Origin of the sequence: Arthrobacter sp. 35W, assembly GCF_000482545.1 — a bacterium.
Lineage (GTDB): Bacteria > Actinomycetota > Actinomycetes > Actinomycetales > Micrococcaceae > Specibacter.
Map to the genome: position 1 here is coordinate 1,842,356 of NZ_KI519454.1, position 15,498 is coordinate 1,857,853.

The following is a 15,498-nucleotide window of genomic DNA, read 5'->3' on the forward strand; positions in this document are numbered from 1 at the left end:
GAAAGCCTCCCCCATGCCCCGCTCCCCCCACCGCGCCGCCGCCATGGCAGGCACGGGTCGGCGTCTGCGGGCCATGGTGTTGGCCGGTGCAACGGCTGTGGCGCTGGCGGCCTGCGCCCCCACCGGGCCCACCGCCGCCGACAGGACGATGCCGGCAGCCTCCGGCAACTCATCCGCCGCCGTCGTGAGCAGCGCTCCGCTGGAGACCGCCCAGGCCACCAGCAAGGTGCCCGTCTACTGGCTTGGCCACAGCGGCAGCGAGGTGTACCTGTACCGCGAATTCCTCACCGCCAACAGCACCGCTGATCCCATCGAGGCAGCTCTGGCCGCGATGACCGGCCAAAAGCCGCTGGATCCGGACTACTTCAGCCCGTGGAAGCAGCCGTCCAAGCTTGGCGTCTCGATCTCCGGCCGCAACCTCATCACCGTGGACATCTCCTCGGACGCCTTCGCCCCCGATGTGGACCAGGGCATTGCGGAGCGCGCCATCTCCCAGCTCGTCTACACCGCCTCGGCGGCCGCGGCCTCGGCGGGGCTCATTGACGGCAACATCGCTGTGCAGGTGTCGATCCTGGTCGATGGCCACACCGACTACGTCGCCTTTGGCAAGGTGCCGCTGTCGGCGCCCTTGACGCGCACGGCGGCCTTCATCGCGCCGACCTGGATTACGGATCCGCAGAATGGCACCAACGAATCCGCACCGCTGACCGTCTCCGGCCAGGGCGTCTCCGCCACCGGGCGGTTGTCCTGGCAGCTGGTGAAAAAGCCCGTGACCAGCACGTCCACCAACACGCCGTCGGGCCCTCCGGAGGTCTACCTCTCCGGCGAGGTGGCCATCACGGCCGGGCCGGCCCAGCTGGGCAAGTACGAGTTCATGCTCAACCCGCCCGCGGGCAACTACGAGCTGCGCGTCTTTACGCCGGATCCCGCGGACCCCGCACGGCAGCTTGGCCTGGACACCAAGGCCATCTTCGTCGGCTGACGCCGTCAGCGCACGTCCCAGCGGCCCAGCAGTTCGCTCAACAGCGCGACGGCGGCCGGACCGGCCGTGGAGGAGCGCAGGACATGCGGCCCCAGACGCGCCATCCGGGCACCGGCTGCGGTGAACAATTCCACCTCGCGCGGGCTGATGCCACCCTCGGGTCCCACGATCATCAGAATGTCCCCGGCCGGCTCCGAGCCACCGGCCGCCAGTCCGGACGCCGCCACGGCATCACGCAGCGAATCAACGGCGTCCTCGTGGAGGATCAGCGCCAGCCGGGCCGCGGCAATGCGCGCCGGCAGCTCGGAGGTCTGGACTATCGCATCCACGCCCGGGATCCAGGCGCGGCGGGCCTGCTTGGCCGCCGTGGACACCACATTCGACCACTTCTGCACGCCCTTGACGGCCTTGTCCGCCTTCCACCGCACGATGGAGCGCTCGGCCTGCCAGGGGATGACGGCGTCAACGCCCAGTTCTGTGGAGGTTTCGATGGCCAGCTCGTCGCGGTCGCCCTTGGCGAGGGCCTGGACCAGCACCAGCCGGGACACCGGGGCATCCTCACGCACCACGGCATCCACCCGCACCGTCAACTCCCCCGGCGCCGCCGCGGCCACTGTGCATTCCAGCCGCAGGCCGGCACCGTCGGCCAGATCCACGGCCTCGCCCGCCGAGAGGCGCTTCACGGTGGTGGCGTGCCGACCCTCCGGCCCGCCCAGCACATAGCCGGCGCCGGCCTCAAGGGTGGCCAGCTCTGCGTGGGCGGCGTAGAAGATGGGGTGGGTCATCGCAGCGTCCTTAACTAGAGGTTGCCGAGCTTGTCGCGGAGTCTGGCGAACATGCCGCCGCTGGTGACCAGCTTGCCCGCAGTGAACTGCTCCCCGCGCAGGGCGGCAAGCTGCTTGAGCAGTTCCTCCTGGGCGGCGTCGATCTTGCTGGGCGTCTCCACGTGGACGTGGACCTTCAGATCGCCGCGGCCGTAGCCGCGCAGATGCGTCACGCCCAGTCCGCGCAGGTTGATGATCTCTCCGGCCTGGGTGCCGGGCTTGATGCTGATGGGCTGCTCGCCGTCGAAGGTGTCCAGCGTCAGCTCCGTGCCCAGCGCCGCGGCGGTCATCGGCACGCTCAGCGTGGCGTGGAGGTCGTCGCCCTCGCGCAGGAACGCGGGATCGTTGTTGACCTTGATCTCCACGTACAGGTCGCCCGCGGGGCCGCCGGCGGGGCCGGCCTCGCCCTGGCTGGTGAGCTGGATGCGGGTGCCCGTGCCGACGCCGGCGGGGATCTTGATGGTGAGCGAGCGGCGGCTGCGGATGCGGCCCTCGCCGATGCACTCATTGCAGGGATCGGTGATCATGGTGCCGTAGCCCTGGCAGCTGCCACAGGTGGCAACCGTCATGACCTGGCCCAGGATGGAGCGCATGGGGCGCTGGACCTGGCCGCTGCCGTGGCAGATGTCGCAGGTGGTGGGCGAGGTGCCCGGACGGCAGCAGCTGCCCTCGCAGGTGGGGCAGGTGACGGCCGTCTCCACCTCGATCTTCTTGTTGGCACCGAAGACGGCGTCGCGCAGGTCGATGCGGACCGTGATCAGCGCGTCCTGGCCGCGGCGCGTGCGCGGGGCCGGGCCCTGCTGGCCGCCGCCGCCAAAGAAGGTCTCGAAGATGTCCTGGAAGGCGAAGCCCTGGCCGGAGAAGTTGCCGGCGCCGTTGTCGGTGCCGTTCTCGTTGCCCGTGGTGTCGTAGACGCGGCGCTTCTGCGGGTCGGACAGGACCTCGTAGGCGTGTGTGACCGACTTGAAGCGCTCCTGGGCGTCCTCGCCGTCGTTCACGTCCGGGTGGAACTTGCGCGCCAGCTTCCGGTACGCCTTCTTGATCTCTTCACCTGTGGCGTCGCGGCCAACACCCAGTACGTCGTAGTGGTTGCTCAAAGTCTTAGCTCTCTCTTACTGTTTTGTGCCTGATGTTCAGCAAAGGTGGTCCGACGGCGGCTCTAGCCGGCCAGAATCTTGGAAAGGTAGCGGGCGACGGCGCGGACCGCTGCCATGGTGGTGGGATAGTCCATCCGGGTGGGGCCCAGCACGCCGATCTTGGCGGCGGCGCCGGGCCCATAGCCGGTGGCCACCACCGAGGCCTCGGCCAGGGCATCGAGCGGGTTCTCCCGGCCGATGCTCACGGCCACGCCGCGGGCGTCGCTGTCCATCTCGGAGAGCAGGCGGAGCATGACCACCTGTTCCTCCAGCGCGTCCAGCACCGGGCCGATGCTCAGTGGGAAGTCGACATTGGACCGGGCCAGGTTGGCCGTGCCGGCCATGACAATCCTGTCCTCGCGGGCCGCGGCGGCCAGCTGGATCAGGGATGTCGCCAGCCGCAGTCCGGCCGCGCGAAGCGGCAGCGGGAGCGTCCCCGGCACGGCGGCCAGCAGGGCCGGCAGCGTGGAGACAACGGCGCCGCTGGTGGCCCCGAGGAACCAATTGCGCAGCTGGGACAGCGTCTCCTCGTCCAACTGCTGGCCGACGTCGAGAACGCACTGCTCCACCTTGCCGGAGGCGAGGATCAGCACGATCAGCACCTGGTGCGGGGCCAGCAGGACAAATTCGATGTGGCGCAGCGTGGCCGTGGCCGTGCGCGGGTACTGGACGACCGCCACCTGGTTGGTGAGCTGGGCCAGCGTGCGCACGGTCCGGTCCATGACGTCGTCAAGGTCGCTCGATCCGTCCAGCAGCGTCTGGATGGCGCGGCGCTCGGCCGCAGACAGCGGCTTGACGGCCGAAATCTGGTCCACGAACAGGCGGTAGCCCTTGTCCGTGGGAATGCGTCCGCTGCTGGTGTGCGGGGCGGCAATCAGCCCCTCCTCCTCCAGCGCGGCCATGTCGTTGCGGATGGTGGCGCTGGATACGCCCAGATGGTGCCTGTCCACCAAGGCCTTGGAACCGACGGGTTCGCGGGAGTGCACATAGTCCTCCACGATGGCGCGCAAGACTTCAAGTCTGCGTGGCTCGCTCATTGGCCCACCTCCTCAGCATTTCCGTGGCCGCCGGCTGCACCGTGGCGCAGCCGGAAAACCCACTCTCCATTAGCACTCTACGTGCCCAACTGCTAAGTCTAATACCTTCCCCGGCACGCCTCGCATCGGCTCCCCGGGCCGCTTGTTAGCATGGGCATTCCCGCAATGAGAGTGAGCATCGTGTCGTTTAACACCTGGGGTCCGCAGGATCTTTCCGCCCCCGCAGCCCGCGCCCTGCCGACGGTTCCTGCCAACCACGGCGTGGTGCTTGAGGATGTGCAGACCGGCTGGGTGGGCGCCGTGGTCCGGGTGGAAAAGAGCGGCGGCATGCACATCATGGCGCTGGAGGACCGGCGCGGCAAGACCAAATCCTTCCAGCTCGGCTACGGCTTCCTGCTCGACGGCGCCCCCGTCCAGGTGGTGGCGCCGGAGGTCCGGGCCGCCGCCAAGGGCCCGGCCCGCACGGCGTCGGGCTCCGTCAAGGTCACCGGCCAGCGCGCCCAGGTGGCCAAGGCGAGCCGGATCTGGGTGGAAGGCAAGCACGACGCCGAGCTGGTCGAGAAGGTCTGGGGCGATGATCTGCGGGTGGAGGGGATCGTCGTCGAGCCGCTGCATGGCATTGACGATCTGGCGGGCGCCGTGCGCGCCTTTGCCCCCGGGCAGGGACGGCGCCTCGGCGTCCTGGTGGACCACCTCGTCCCCAACTCCAAGGAATCCCGCATTGCCGATGAGGTGATGCGCATGCCGGGGGCGCGGAACAATGTGCTCATTGTGGGCCACCCCTATGTGGATGTCTGGCAGGCCATCAAGCCCTCCACCTTGGGCATCGCCGCCTGGCCCACCGTGCCGCGGACCGTGGAGTGGAAGGTGGGCATTCTCACGGCCTTCGGCTGGCCGCACGAAACACCTCTGGACGTTGCCATGGGCTGGAAGCGCTTGCTGGGCAGCGTCCGCAGCTATGCGGATCTGGAACCGACACTGCTGGGACGGGTGGAAGAGGTCATCGACTTCCTCACCGCTGACGTATCCTAAAAGAAAGCTGGGTGCCGCCTGATCGGCGCGCATCCACGATGACCGCACCATCACAGAGGAACTCACAGTGGACAATCCAGCCGGCAGCGGCACGTCCAACCGCCCCGAGCATCCGCGCCAGCCGTCGCAGTACCAGGCCGTCCCGGCCAATGCACTGCCCCTGACGGCCTCGGAGGACAAGCAGTGGGCCTTCATCGCACATTGCGGTGGCATTCTGGGCTTCATTCCGTCCCTGATCGTCTACCTGGTCTTCCGCGACCGCGGACCGTTTACGGCCCAGGAATCCAAGGAGGCGCTGAACTTCACGGTGCCGCCCACGATCGTCGCGGCGCTGGCCAATCTGCTGGCCCTGGTGTTCTCCACCTTCGCCCCGGCCGTCGGCTCCGTATTCGCCTTCCTGGCCGTGGCCATCTGGGTGTTCCTCACGGTCTTCTCCGTGATTGCCGCAGTGCAGGTCAACCGCGGCCAGCCGTACCGCTACCCGGTGAACCTGCGCCTCATCCACTGACGCCAGCTCCCTTCGCCGCCCCTGCGGGCGCGGGCCCACCCACACGAACATACGCAAAGAACCGGCCGGCCCCCATCTGGGGCCGGCCGGTTCTTTGCGGTGGAACTGTAGGTGTGTTAGTCCGCGAGCAGCTGGCGCACGACGGCGTCGGCCAGCAGGCGGCCCTTGAGCGTGAGCACCAAGCGGCCGGCAAAGGCCAGGCGCACATCCACCAGCTCCTGCGCAATCAGTCCCGCCACGGCGCTGCGGCCGGCCGGCGGCAGCGAGGCCACCTCGATGCCCTCGGCCAGCCGTGCCGTCAGCATGATCCGCTCCACCTCGCGCGTTTGCGCATCAAGGGTTTCACGTCCCGCCGCCGGGGATTCGCCGCGGTCCAGCCGCTGGGCATAGGCAGTGGGGTGCTTCACGTTCCACCAGCGCACGCCGCCCACATGGGAGTGCGCGCCGGGGCCGATGCCCCACCAATCGTCCCCACGCCAGTAGGCCAGATTGTGCTGGCAGGCGTCCTCGGGCGTCCGGGCCCAGTTGCTGACCTCGTACCAGCCCAGTCCGGCGGCGGTAATCAACTCATCGGCCAGCATGTACTTGGTCGCGTGGTCGTCGTCGTCGATCGGCGGCACCAGGCCGCGGCGGATCTGCCCCGCCAGCTTGGTGCCCTCCTCGATGATGAGGGCATAGGCGCTGATGTGGTCCGGCTCGTAGCCCAGGGCCGTGCGGACGGAGGTTTCCCAATCCGCCTCGGACTCCCCCGGTGTGCCGTAGATCAAGTCCACGCTCACCTTGAGCCCGGCTTCACGGGCCCACTCGATGGCCTGCGGCACCCGGGCGGGCTCGTGGGTGCGGTCCAGCACCTTGAGCACATGCGGCACGGCGGACTGCATGCCGAAGGACACGCGGGTGAACCCGCCGTCGGCCAGTTCCTGCAGCGAATCGCGGGTGACGGAGTCCGGGTTGGCCTCGGTGGTGACCTCGGCGCCGTCGGCCAGCCCCCACTGCTCGACGGCGGCGGCCAGGATGCTGGTCAGGTCGCCGGCGGGCAGCAGCGTGGGCGTGCCGCCGCCAAAGAACACCGTGTCCATCGGCCGGGCCGGCACGCCGGAGGCCTCAAGGGCTCGGGCGGCGAAGGCCACCTCGTGCGCCGCCGTGGCCGCATAGGCGGCCTGGGACGCACCGCCGCCCAGTTCGGTGGCGGTGTAGGTGTTGAAATCGCAGTACCCGCAGCGCACGGCGCAGAACGGGATGTGCGCGTACAGGGAGAACTTGCGCGACGACGCGCCCTCGGCCGCCTGGGCCGGGAGCACGCCGTCGGCCGGGGCCGGATCGCCTAGAGGCAGGGCGCTAGGCATGGGCGCCCTTGGAAACGCGGATCACTTCTTCGACTTGTCCTTCGAGGATTCATCGGAGGACAGTGCAGCGATGAAGGCTTCCTGGGGAACCTCCACGCGGCCCACCATCTTCATGCGCTTCTTGCCTTCCTTCTGCTTTTCCAGCAGCTTGCGCTTGCGGGTGATGTCACCGCCGTAGCACTTGGCGAGCACGTCCTTGCGGATGGCGCGGATGCTTTCACGGGCAATGATGCGGGCACCGATGGCAGCCTGGATGGGCACCTCGAACTGCTGGCGCGGGATCAGCTCGCGCAGCTTGCCGGTCATCATCACACCGTAGGCGTAGGCCTTGTCGCGGTGCGTGATGGCGGAGAAGGCGTCAACCTGCTCGCCCTGGAGGAGGATGTCCACCTTGACCAGATCGGCAACCTGGTCGCCGTCGGCCTTCCAGTCCAGCGAGCCGTAGCCACGGGTCTTGGACTTGAGGATGTCGAAGAAGTCAAAGACGATCTCCGCCAGCGGCAGCCGGTAGCGGATCTCCACACGGTCCTCGGAGAGGTAGTCCATGCCGCCCAGGATGCCTCGGCGGCTTTGGCACAGCTCCATGATGGCGCCGACAAACTCGTTCGGGGCCAGAATCGTGGCGGAAACCATCGGCTCGCGGACCTCGGCGATCTTGCCCGAGGGGTACTCGCTGGGGTTGGTCACCTGGAGAACCTTCTTGTCCTCCAGCGTCACCTCGTACTCCACGTTCGGAGCGGTGGAGATCAGATCCAGGTTGTACTCCCGCTCCAGGCGCTCACGGGTGATCTCCAGGTGCAGCAGGCCCAGGAAGCCCACGCGGAAGCCGAAGCCCAAAGCGGCGGAGGTCTCCGGCTCGTAGACCAGGGCGGCATCGTTGAGGGTGAACTTTTCCAGCGCGTCGCGCAGCACCGGGTAGTCGGTGCCATCGAGCGGGTACAGACCGGAGAAGACCATCGGCTTCGGGTCCTGGTAGCCGCCGAGGGACTCGGTGGCCGGCTTGTGCAGGCTGGTGACGGTGTCACCCACCTTGGACTGGCGGACATCCTTCACACCGGTGATCAGATAGCCCACCTCGCCCACACCCAGGCCCTTGGACGGCGTCGGCTCCGGGGAGCTCACACCGATTTCCAACAGCTCGTGGGTGGCGCGGGTGGACATCATCTGGATCTTTTCGCGCGGGGACAGCTTGCCGTCCACCACTCGCACATAGGTCACCACACCGCGGTAGGTGTCGTAGACCGAGTCGAAGATCATGGCACGGGCCGGGGCGTTGGGATCGCCCTTGGGAGCGGGAAGCTCGCGGACAATCTGGTCCAGCAGTTCTTCGACACCGACGCCGGTCTTGCCGGAGACCATCAGGACGTCCTCCGGCTTGCCACCGATCAGATTGGCGAGCTCTGCGGCGTACTTCTCCGGCTGGGCGGCCGGCAGGTCGATCTTGTTCAGCACCGGAATGATGGTGAGGTTGTTCTCCATCGCCAGGTACAGGTTGGCGAGCGTCTGGGCCTCGATGCCCTGGGCCGCGTCAACGAGCAGGATGGCACCTTCACAGGCGGCCAGCGACCGGGAGACCTCATAGGTGAAGTCAACGTGTCCGGGGGTGTCGATCATATTCAGGCAGTAGGCGGTGCCATCCACTTCCCAGGGAATGCGCACAGCCTGGGACTTGATGGTGATGCCGCGTTCGCGCTCAATGTCCATCCGGTCCAGGTACTGGGCCTTCATGTCCCGCTGCTGAACAACGCCGGTAAGCTGCAACATCCGGTCCGCCAGGGTGGATTTCCCGTGGTCGATGTGAGCGATGATGCAGAAGTTTCTGATGATCGCCGGATCGGTTGCGGCGGGCACCGGTGCGGTGCGGGCCATGGGTGACACTCGCGGTTCCTAACTGTCGACTGGATGGAGCCGGGCAGCACACCGTGGTGGCAGGCCCTTCGGCGGCGGCACCGGGACAACAGGCCCGGCACAGCACAGCCCTACCAGTGTCCCACGTTTGCCCCGCTTCCGGGGCACTCCCACGGGCACACGGCATGGGCCCACCGCTGCTGCGGGGGTGTGCTGGCATAGGCTGGTCGAATGGCATCGACACTTGACCGCGTACTTGGCCTGCTCCGCTCCGCTGCCGAGGTTTTCCTGGGCACCAGCAAACGCACGCCCACCCGCCAGCGCCCGCGCTCCGGTTCCAGCACTGCGCCCGGCAGGCGGCCGGCGCCGCCCGCCAGCACAAAGACCGGCACCAGGCCGGGCGCCTCCGCGCCGCGCCCGGCACCGGGAGCCCCGGCCACCGGGCTGTCCTCCCCCTACCCCGGCGATTTCCAGGGCACCGGCACCGTCCGCTATGCCCCTGCCCCCGACGGCAACCCGGACCCGGGCGAAGTGGTGTGGACCTGGGTCCCCTATGAAGAGGATTACACGCGCGGCAAGGACCGCCCCGTACTGCTGGTGGGGGCTGCGAAGGGACGGCTGCTGGGATTGATGCTGACCAGCAAGGACCACAGCAACGACCACCGCGGTGACAATGACTACGTGGACCTGGGCACGGGACCGTGGGACAAGCAGGGCCGTGAAAGCGAGGTCAAGCTGGACCGCATCCTGCAGATCGATCCGCGCGACATCCGCCGTGAGGGCTCCGTGCTGGATGCCCGCCGTTTCGACACGGTGGCCACGGGGCTGCGCAGCCGGCACGGCTGGCGCTGACACTGCGCGCCGTGACACCCCGCCGGCATGGCTTCCGGCGTCCCCGTCCGTGGACGGCAATCTGCTAATCTTGATACTTGTGTGTGTCCGTGCAGGTCGGCGGATGCAACAGGTTGGCCGGACGTTCTCCGTTTTCGAGCATCCCCACGCTGTGCCCGGTCAACCTACGCCCTCTACGACCGTAGTTCCATATTTTAAAAGAGAGTTCAAACGTGGCTAATATCAAGTCCCAGAAGAAGCGCATCCTCACCTCCGAGAAGGCGCGCCAGCGCAACAACTCGGTGAAGTCCGAGCTGAAGACCGCGATCCGTGCAGTAAACACGGCCGTTGCTTCCGCCGACAAGGATGCTGCTACCACGGCTGGCAAGCTCGCCAACCGCAAGCTGGACAAGGCTGTCAGCAAGGGCGTTATCCACGCCAACAACGCTGCCAACCGCAAGTCGGCCATCTCCAAGAAGGTTAACGCCCTCTAAGAGAGCCGCTAGCAACACGCTCTGCAAGGCTGAGGCCGGCACCCACTGGGTGCCGGCCTCAGCTGTTTAACAACCGTCTCTTGCTCCCCCGGCCGGACCCTGCGGCTGCCGTTGCGGCGGCGTCCGCCGGGCATTCCCAGGCGTCGATTCGACTTAATTGGTCAAGCGACCTAGATTTGGGGCATGACAGACACTCTGCACCATTCCCCCAGCGGCCCGGTCCTTCTTGTTGGCGGCTACGGCACCGTGGGCAGCGCCCTCGCCCGCCTGGCCTCCCCGGCATGGCCGCTCCTGCTCACCGGACGGACTCCGTCCAAGGGCGCCGCGCTGGCCGCCGAGCTCGGAGCCGCCGTCGAGCGCTGGGATCTGGACGATCCGGAACCGTTCGGCGCCGGCGTGCGGGCCGTCATCAACACTGTCAACGACCCCAAGGACCGCGTGCTGGCTGCGGCCGTGCGCGCCGGCATCCCCTATGTGGATGTGACCCGCTGGACGCACCGGATGCTGCGGGCGGCCACCGTGGCCGCACTGCTCAAGCCGGCGGCGCCCGTGCTGCTGTCCTCCGGCTGGATGGGCGGTGTGGTGAGCCTGGTGTCGGCATCGCTGATCGACGGGCTCGGCGGTGCGGACAGCGTGGACGTGGCGATCCGGTACGACGTCAACGACAGTGCCGGCGCCGATTCGGTGGACTTCATCGACCGGCTCGGGCAGGACTACGAGGTGCACTCGGGCGGCTCGCCTGCCACGGTGCGCCCACTCTCCGATGCCCGGTGGGTGGACATCGGCGGGCACCGCACCAAGGTGGCCCGGTTGGATACGCCGGAGCAGCTGACCCTGCCCCTCACCAGGGGCGTGGCCACTGCCGCCACCCGGATCGGCTTCAGCTCCGCCGCCTCCACCACGGCCCTTCTCGCCGCCAAGGCCGTGGGCTTCTTCCGCTGGGGCGGCGGCGAGAAGTGGACCAGTGCCCGCAGGTCGCTGCTCTACTCCCCCGGCACCGACGGAAGCGCCATGATCCGGATCGACGTCCAAGGCCGCAACGGGGCCCGTTCCGTTCTCATCACGGACCCCGCGGGGCAGGCCCATCTGACGGCCCTGGGCGGATTCCTCGGCCTCCAGCACGTGCTGGATGGCGCAGCCGTCCCGGGGGTGGCCTTCCCGGAGTCCCGGGCGGACATTGCCGAGGCACTGGCCACGCTGCGTTCCCACAACGTCACCATCGAGGACGTATGACGCCGGGCAAGGGCGAGCTGCGCCGGGCCGAACTCCTGGAAGCTGCCGAGGGCGTGCTCGTCACCGCAGGCAACGCGAACGCCACCATGCGCAACGTCGCCGAGGCCGCCAATGTCCGGCTCGGTCATCTGCAGCACTACTTCCCGACGCGCTCTGATCTGATGCAGGCCGTCCTGGAACGGGTGCTGCAACGGTCCCTGGCGCAGCTGCGCAACACGGTCGGCATCGACCTGGACGACGGCGGCGATGCGCCCATCAGCCGGGAAGACACCTGGCACATCACCTCAGCCCTGCTGGCGGAGCAGCGCGACCCGTCCACCATCCGGCTGTACGTCGAAATCTGGGCGATGGCAGCCGCGGATGAGGAGATCGCCACGGTGCTCCGCGGCTTCTACGCCGACTACGCGGGATACGTCGAGCGCATCATCCACCGTACACAGCCCCTGCTGGACCCCGGCGCCCGGGCCGCCAGGGCCACCGCCGTCATTGCCCTGCTCGAGGGAGCCGCCGTCGTCCGCGCCTCCTTTGCCGGCCTCGATGCGGCGGGCACGGAGGACGCGCTGCAGGAAGCCACCCAGGATCTGATCCACGGGGGCTAGCCCCGGCGCTCACGTGCGCAGGTCAACCGGCTCGGGTGAGAAGCGTGCGGCGCGGGCACCTAGCTCGCCGCCGTGCCGCTGGGACAGGATTCCGTAGAGCTCCGGCCTGCGCCCACGGATCCACCGCCGGCCCGTGGACAGCGGGATGAGGCCAAGGTCCAGATCGGCCGTCACGATGGCCTCGCCGGCAGCCCACGTTTCGGCAATGATGGCTCCGTACGGATCGATGATCATCGAGTTTCCCGTCCGGATTTCGTCGTCGTCACGGCCCACCCCATTGCTGAAGAGCACAAAGAGTCCGTTGTCGTGCGCTCGGGCCGGCAGCCACCGCAGAAGCCAGCCGCGGCCATGGGGCCCACGAAAGGCCTCCTCGATGGCAGCAGGATCGGCAAAGCGGTTCTCCCAAAGGTGGGCCGGGATGGGTTTCATGCCGCGGGGGCTCTGGGAGTTGGTGCCGCCCGTTTGGTGGGGCGCCACCAGCACGGTGGCCCCCAGAAGCGCGGTCGCGCGGACATTCTCCACCAGGTTGTTGTCCCAGCAGATGAGGATGCCGATCCTGGCACCCCAGGGTGTGTCGAAGACCGTGAAACCCGGGCCGCTGGAGATGGCGTCGTGTTCAAAGGCGTGGATCTTTCGGTGGGTATGCACGGTGCCGTCCGGAAGGCACACCGAGTAGGAGTTGTAGAGCAGGCCGTCACCGCCCAGTTCCAGATAGCCGACGCCGATGCCCACCCCCAGGGTGCCGGCCAGACCCCGTACGACGCCGAGGTGGGCGCCATCCACGGGCTCGGCCAGGGCGTGCAACTGCTCGGCGGTGTGGTTGCGCAGGTGCCAGTAGCCGATCAGGCACATCTCGGGGAAGGCGACCAGCTGCGCGCCGTCGTTGGCGGCTTCGCCGGCAAGGCGGCGGATGGTCTCGAGGTTGAGGTCGGGGCGGTCCGGAACCGCTTCAAACTGGACGACCGAGGCACGGAAGGTGGGCAGTGGATCGTTGGGCATGGGATTCTCCTGTGTAGGGTGGCATCTCCCATCGTTGCCGGGACCTTCCATGCCGTCCATTGAATTATTGGCATCTTTCGATAACCTCAGGGAATGGAAATACGCCTTCTGCGGTCATTCACCACCGTTGCCGAGACGCAGAATTTTGGTGCGGCAGCCAGGGTCCTGTCGACAACCCAGCCCGCCCTGACCAAACAGATCCAACAGCTCGAGCGCCAGAGTGCCAGTGTGTTGTTCACCAGGGGGCGGCATGGGGCGGTGCTGACGCCCGCCGGCGAGGCGCTGCTGCCCGATGCCATCGACGTGGTGCGCAGGGCAGACGGCCTGGCGCAGCGGATGAAGCGGCTCGCTGCTGGGGCCGAGGGCTTCCTCAGCGTGGGGTTCGGCATGTCAGCCATCGACGTCGCTCCCCGTGCGGTCGCCGCCTTCCGGGCGAAGCACCCTTCCATTGACATCACCTTGGAGGACATGTCCTCATCCCAGCAGGTGGCCGCGCTTCGGGAGGACCGGCTGACCATTGGCTTCCTGCGGCTGCCCGCCCCGGCCGGAATCGCCACCCGGCAGGTCCGCCGCGACCAGCTGGCTCTCGCCCTTCCCCGCGCCGACGAGGCCCCCGCCACCGATCGAGAGTCCCTCCGCCAGTGGTTCGAAGGCCGCCCGGTGATCCGTCTGGTCGCCGCCCGCGGACCGGGGCTGGCGGCGCAATGCCGGGCGTTGTTCAGCGACCTGGGCTGCAGTCCCCAGGTGTTGCACGAAACATCGGACCTGCTGACGGTGCTGGCGCTGGTGGCCGCGGGGGTGGGGCCCGCCGTCGTGCCGGCCAGCGCCGCCACGGTAGTGCCGCAGGGCGTCCAGCTGCTGCCGATCGACCGTGCGTCGTCGGTGTGGAGCGTCGGCGTCGGCTGGCTCGCCGAGAGCCGAAACCCCTTGATTCCCTTGTTTCTCGAATCGGTCGACACCGCCGGCCCCGCAGGCCGTTCGGCCGGCTAGGCAATCACCGCCGGGCGGAGGTCGCAATCACCGTGACGGCGCGCTCGACGGCGTAGACCGGGTCCCGGCCCTCGCCCTTGACCTCGGCGTCGGCCTGGGCCAGCACCTGGATGGAGCGCACCAGGGCCTGCGGGTCCCAGGCGCCAACATCGCGGCGGGCCTGCTCCACCTGCCACGGCGCCATGCCGAGGGTGCTGGCAATCTGGGCGGCACTCCCCCGGGCAGAGTAGACCTTGGCCAGCGTGCGGACCTTCATGGCCAGTGCGGCCACCAGCGGAACCGGGTCGACGCCCGTGGACAAGGCGTGGCGCAGCGTGGACAGGGCCAGCGGGGCGTTGCCGGCCAGCGCGGCATCGGCGACACGGAAGGCAGTGGCCTCCACGCGGCCGCCGTAGTACTTGTCGACCAGCTCGGTGGTCACCTGGCCGGAGGTGTCCGACACCAGCTGGCTGCATGCGGCGGCCAGCTCGGAGAGCGTGGCGCCCACGGCGGCCACCAGCGCGCGGACCGCCGCCGGTTCAATCCGGCGGCTGGCCAATTTGAACTCGGTGGAGACAAACTCCGCTTTCTCGGCGTCCTTCTTCATCGCGGCGCATTCCACCAACGGTGCACCGCTGGCCTTCACGGCGTCCAGCAGCTTCTTGCCGCGGGTGCCGCCGGCGTGGTGGAGAGCGACGACGACGTCGGGCTGGACGTCCTTCAGGTAGGCCAGGGCGTCGGTGAGGAAGGCATCGTTCATCGACGCCAGATTGGACACCTCGATGAATTTTGCCTCGCCGAAGAGCGACGGGCTCGCGGCCATGGTCAGCTCACCGACAGCGTAGGTGGCAGCATCCATTTTGGTGACTTCAAGGTCCGGATTGGCGGCGCGCAGCTTGCGTCGAAGGTTTTCCAGTGCGCGCAGGCCGATGTACTCCTCCGGCCCCTGGATGAGCACCACGGGGGCCTCGGGGACGTCCCGCCAGCTGGCTCCGGACGAACGAGCGGCGCCGCCCCGGGTGGCTGCAGGCGGGGTCATTGAGCTGTTCCGGCACTGGTAGAAATCACGTGTTCTACATTGCCACGGGGCGCCGACATTCCCAAGCCAGCCGGGCCCAATGCCGCGGCCCGGACGGGCCGCGGCATTGGGCCCGGGGCGCCTTACGGGCCGCCGTGGCCGGGAATAGACTTCACCGTATGGCACCGGATGTCCGTGCCTGACTTTCCACAATCCAAGGAGCGCGCAGTGGCGGCAGTAGTGCATTTCGAAATCCCGGCGGACGACCAGGGCCGGGCCAACAACTTCTACGAAGGGGCCTTCGGCTGGCGGCTGAATGCCATGCCGGAGATGGACTACACGATCGCCATCACCACGCCATCGGACGAGCAGACGGGCATGCCAAGCGCACCCGGGGCCATCAACGGAGCCCTGTTTCCGCGTACCGGCGAATTGAAGACGCCCATCATCACCGTCGACGTGGAGGACATTGACGCAGCCCTGGCCCAGATCGAATCCCTGGGCGGCACCGTGGTCAAGCCCAAGGACTCGGTCCCCGGCATGGGCTTCTACGCGTACTTCAAGGACACCGAGGGCAACATCCTGGGACTCTGGGAAAACCTGCCCGCCGAAGGGTCAACGGACTAGACGTCTGGAAGGTGC

At 68.1% G+C, this 15,498-nt stretch carries 16 protein-coding genes; 9 read left to right on the plus strand and 7 right to left on the minus strand.

Annotated features, from left to right (window positions below):
• The first annotated feature begins 13 nt into the window (after positions 1 to 13).
• A complete protein-coding gene (locus K254_RS22415) occupies positions 14 to 982 on the plus strand; it encodes a GerMN domain-containing protein (protein WP_051388973.1) in 969 nt (322 codons plus the stop codon).
• Positions 983 to 987: 5 nt separating this feature from the next.
• Here K254_RS22415 and K254_RS0108095 read toward each other — a convergent pair whose 3' ends face one another.
• From K254_RS0108095 to hrcA, 3 genes are all read right to left on the minus strand, one after another.
• Positions 988 to 1,767, minus strand: coding sequence for a 16S rRNA (uracil(1498)-N(3))-methyltransferase (locus K254_RS0108095; RefSeq protein WP_026554939.1), 780 nt, complete (start codon positions 1,765 to 1,767; stop codon positions 988 to 990).
• Between the two features lie 14 nt (positions 1,768 to 1,781).
• Positions 1,782 to 2,903 carry a molecular chaperone DnaJ gene (gene dnaJ / locus K254_RS0108100; protein ID WP_026554940.1) on the minus strand — a complete coding sequence of 374 codons (1,122 nt, stop codon included), beginning with the start codon at positions 2,901 to 2,903 and terminating at the stop codon, positions 1,782 to 1,784.
• A 62-nt stretch (positions 2,904 to 2,965) separates the two neighbouring features.
• Positions 2,966 to 3,979: a heat-inducible transcriptional repressor HrcA gene (gene hrcA / locus K254_RS0108105; protein WP_026554941.1), complete on the minus strand. Its 1,014-nt coding sequence runs from the start codon at positions 3,977 to 3,979 to the stop codon at positions 2,966 to 2,968.
• 180 nt (positions 3,980 to 4,159) lie between these two features.
• Here hrcA and K254_RS0108110 point away from each other — a divergent pair, with 180 nt between their 5' ends.
• Together K254_RS0108110 and K254_RS0108115 are read left to right on the plus strand one after the other, a co-directional pair.
• Positions 4,160 to 5,011 carry a DUF3097 domain-containing protein gene (locus K254_RS0108110; protein ID WP_026554942.1) on the plus strand — a complete coding sequence of 284 codons (852 nt, stop codon included), beginning with the start codon at positions 4,160 to 4,162 and terminating at the stop codon, positions 5,009 to 5,011.
• A gap of 67 nt (positions 5,012 to 5,078) precedes the next feature.
• Positions 5,079 to 5,519: a DUF4870 domain-containing protein gene (locus K254_RS0108115; protein WP_026554943.1), complete on the plus strand. Its 441-nt coding sequence runs from the start codon at positions 5,079 to 5,081 to the stop codon at positions 5,517 to 5,519.
• 116 nt (positions 5,520 to 5,635) lie between these two features.
• Here the strand turns inward: K254_RS0108115 and hemW are convergent, their stop codons facing one another.
• Positions 5,636 to 6,865 (minus strand): radical SAM family heme chaperone HemW, encoded by a 1,230-nt coding sequence (hemW, locus tag K254_RS0108120; protein ID WP_026554944.1) that lies wholly within the window; start codon positions 6,863 to 6,865, stop codon positions 5,636 to 5,638.
• A gap of 21 nt (positions 6,866 to 6,886) precedes the next feature.
• Positions 6,887 to 8,743, minus strand: coding sequence for a translation elongation factor 4 (gene lepA / locus K254_RS0108125; RefSeq protein WP_026554945.1), 1,857 nt, complete (start codon positions 8,741 to 8,743; stop codon positions 6,887 to 6,889).
• 201 nt (positions 8,744 to 8,944) lie between these two features.
• Here lepA and K254_RS22420 point away from each other — a divergent pair, with 201 nt between their 5' ends.
• The 4 genes from K254_RS22420 to K254_RS0108145 all read left to right on the plus strand — a co-directional run bounded on the left by K254_RS22420 (position 8,945) and on the right by K254_RS0108145 (position 11,870).
• Positions 8,945 to 9,565, plus strand: coding sequence for a type II toxin-antitoxin system PemK/MazF family toxin (locus K254_RS22420; RefSeq protein WP_026554946.1), 621 nt, complete (start codon positions 8,945 to 8,947; stop codon positions 9,563 to 9,565).
• Positions 9,566 to 9,777: 212 nt separating this feature from the next.
• A complete protein-coding gene (gene rpsT / locus K254_RS0108135) occupies positions 9,778 to 10,038 on the plus strand; it encodes a 30S ribosomal protein S20 (protein ID WP_026554947.1) in 261 nt (86 codons plus the stop codon).
• 183 nt (positions 10,039 to 10,221) lie between these two features.
• The gene (locus K254_RS0108140) at positions 10,222 to 11,271 is read left to right on the plus strand and encodes a hypothetical protein (RefSeq protein WP_026554948.1); all 1,050 of its coding nucleotides are present in this window, start codon (positions 10,222 to 10,224) and stop codon (positions 11,269 to 11,271) included.
• Positions 11,268 to 11,870, plus strand: coding sequence for a TetR/AcrR family transcriptional regulator (locus K254_RS0108145; RefSeq protein WP_026554949.1), 603 nt, complete (start codon positions 11,268 to 11,270; stop codon positions 11,868 to 11,870). The genes K254_RS0108140 and K254_RS0108145 overlap by 4 nt, the downstream gene beginning before the upstream one ends.
• A 9-nt stretch (positions 11,871 to 11,879) precedes the next feature.
• Here K254_RS0108145 and K254_RS0108150 read toward each other — a convergent pair whose 3' ends face one another.
• Positions 11,880 to 12,869, minus strand: coding sequence for a nitrilase-related carbon-nitrogen hydrolase (locus tag K254_RS0108150; RefSeq protein WP_026554950.1), 990 nt, complete (start codon positions 12,867 to 12,869; stop codon positions 11,880 to 11,882).
• Between the two features lie 93 nt (positions 12,870 to 12,962).
• Here K254_RS0108150 and K254_RS0108155 point away from each other — a divergent pair, with 93 nt between their 5' ends.
• The gene (locus K254_RS0108155) at positions 12,963 to 13,859 is read left to right on the plus strand and encodes a LysR family transcriptional regulator (RefSeq protein WP_026554951.1); all 897 of its coding nucleotides are present in this window, start codon (positions 12,963 to 12,965) and stop codon (positions 13,857 to 13,859) included.
• A 4-nt stretch (positions 13,860 to 13,863) separates the two neighbouring features.
• On the opposite strand, the gene holA is transcribed toward K254_RS0108155, so the two are convergent.
• Positions 13,864 to 14,877 carry a DNA polymerase III subunit delta gene (gene holA / locus K254_RS0108160; protein ID WP_026554952.1) on the minus strand — a complete coding sequence of 338 codons (1,014 nt, stop codon included), beginning with the start codon at positions 14,875 to 14,877 and terminating at the stop codon, positions 13,864 to 13,866.
• Positions 14,878 to 15,084: 207 nt separating this feature from the next.
• Between holA and K254_RS0108165 the strand changes: the two genes are divergently transcribed.
• Positions 15,085 to 15,483 carry a VOC family protein gene (locus K254_RS0108165; RefSeq protein WP_026554953.1) on the plus strand — a complete coding sequence of 133 codons (399 nt, stop codon included), beginning with the start codon at positions 15,085 to 15,087 and terminating at the stop codon, positions 15,481 to 15,483.
• The last annotated feature ends 15 nt before the right edge of the window (positions 15,484 to 15,498 follow it).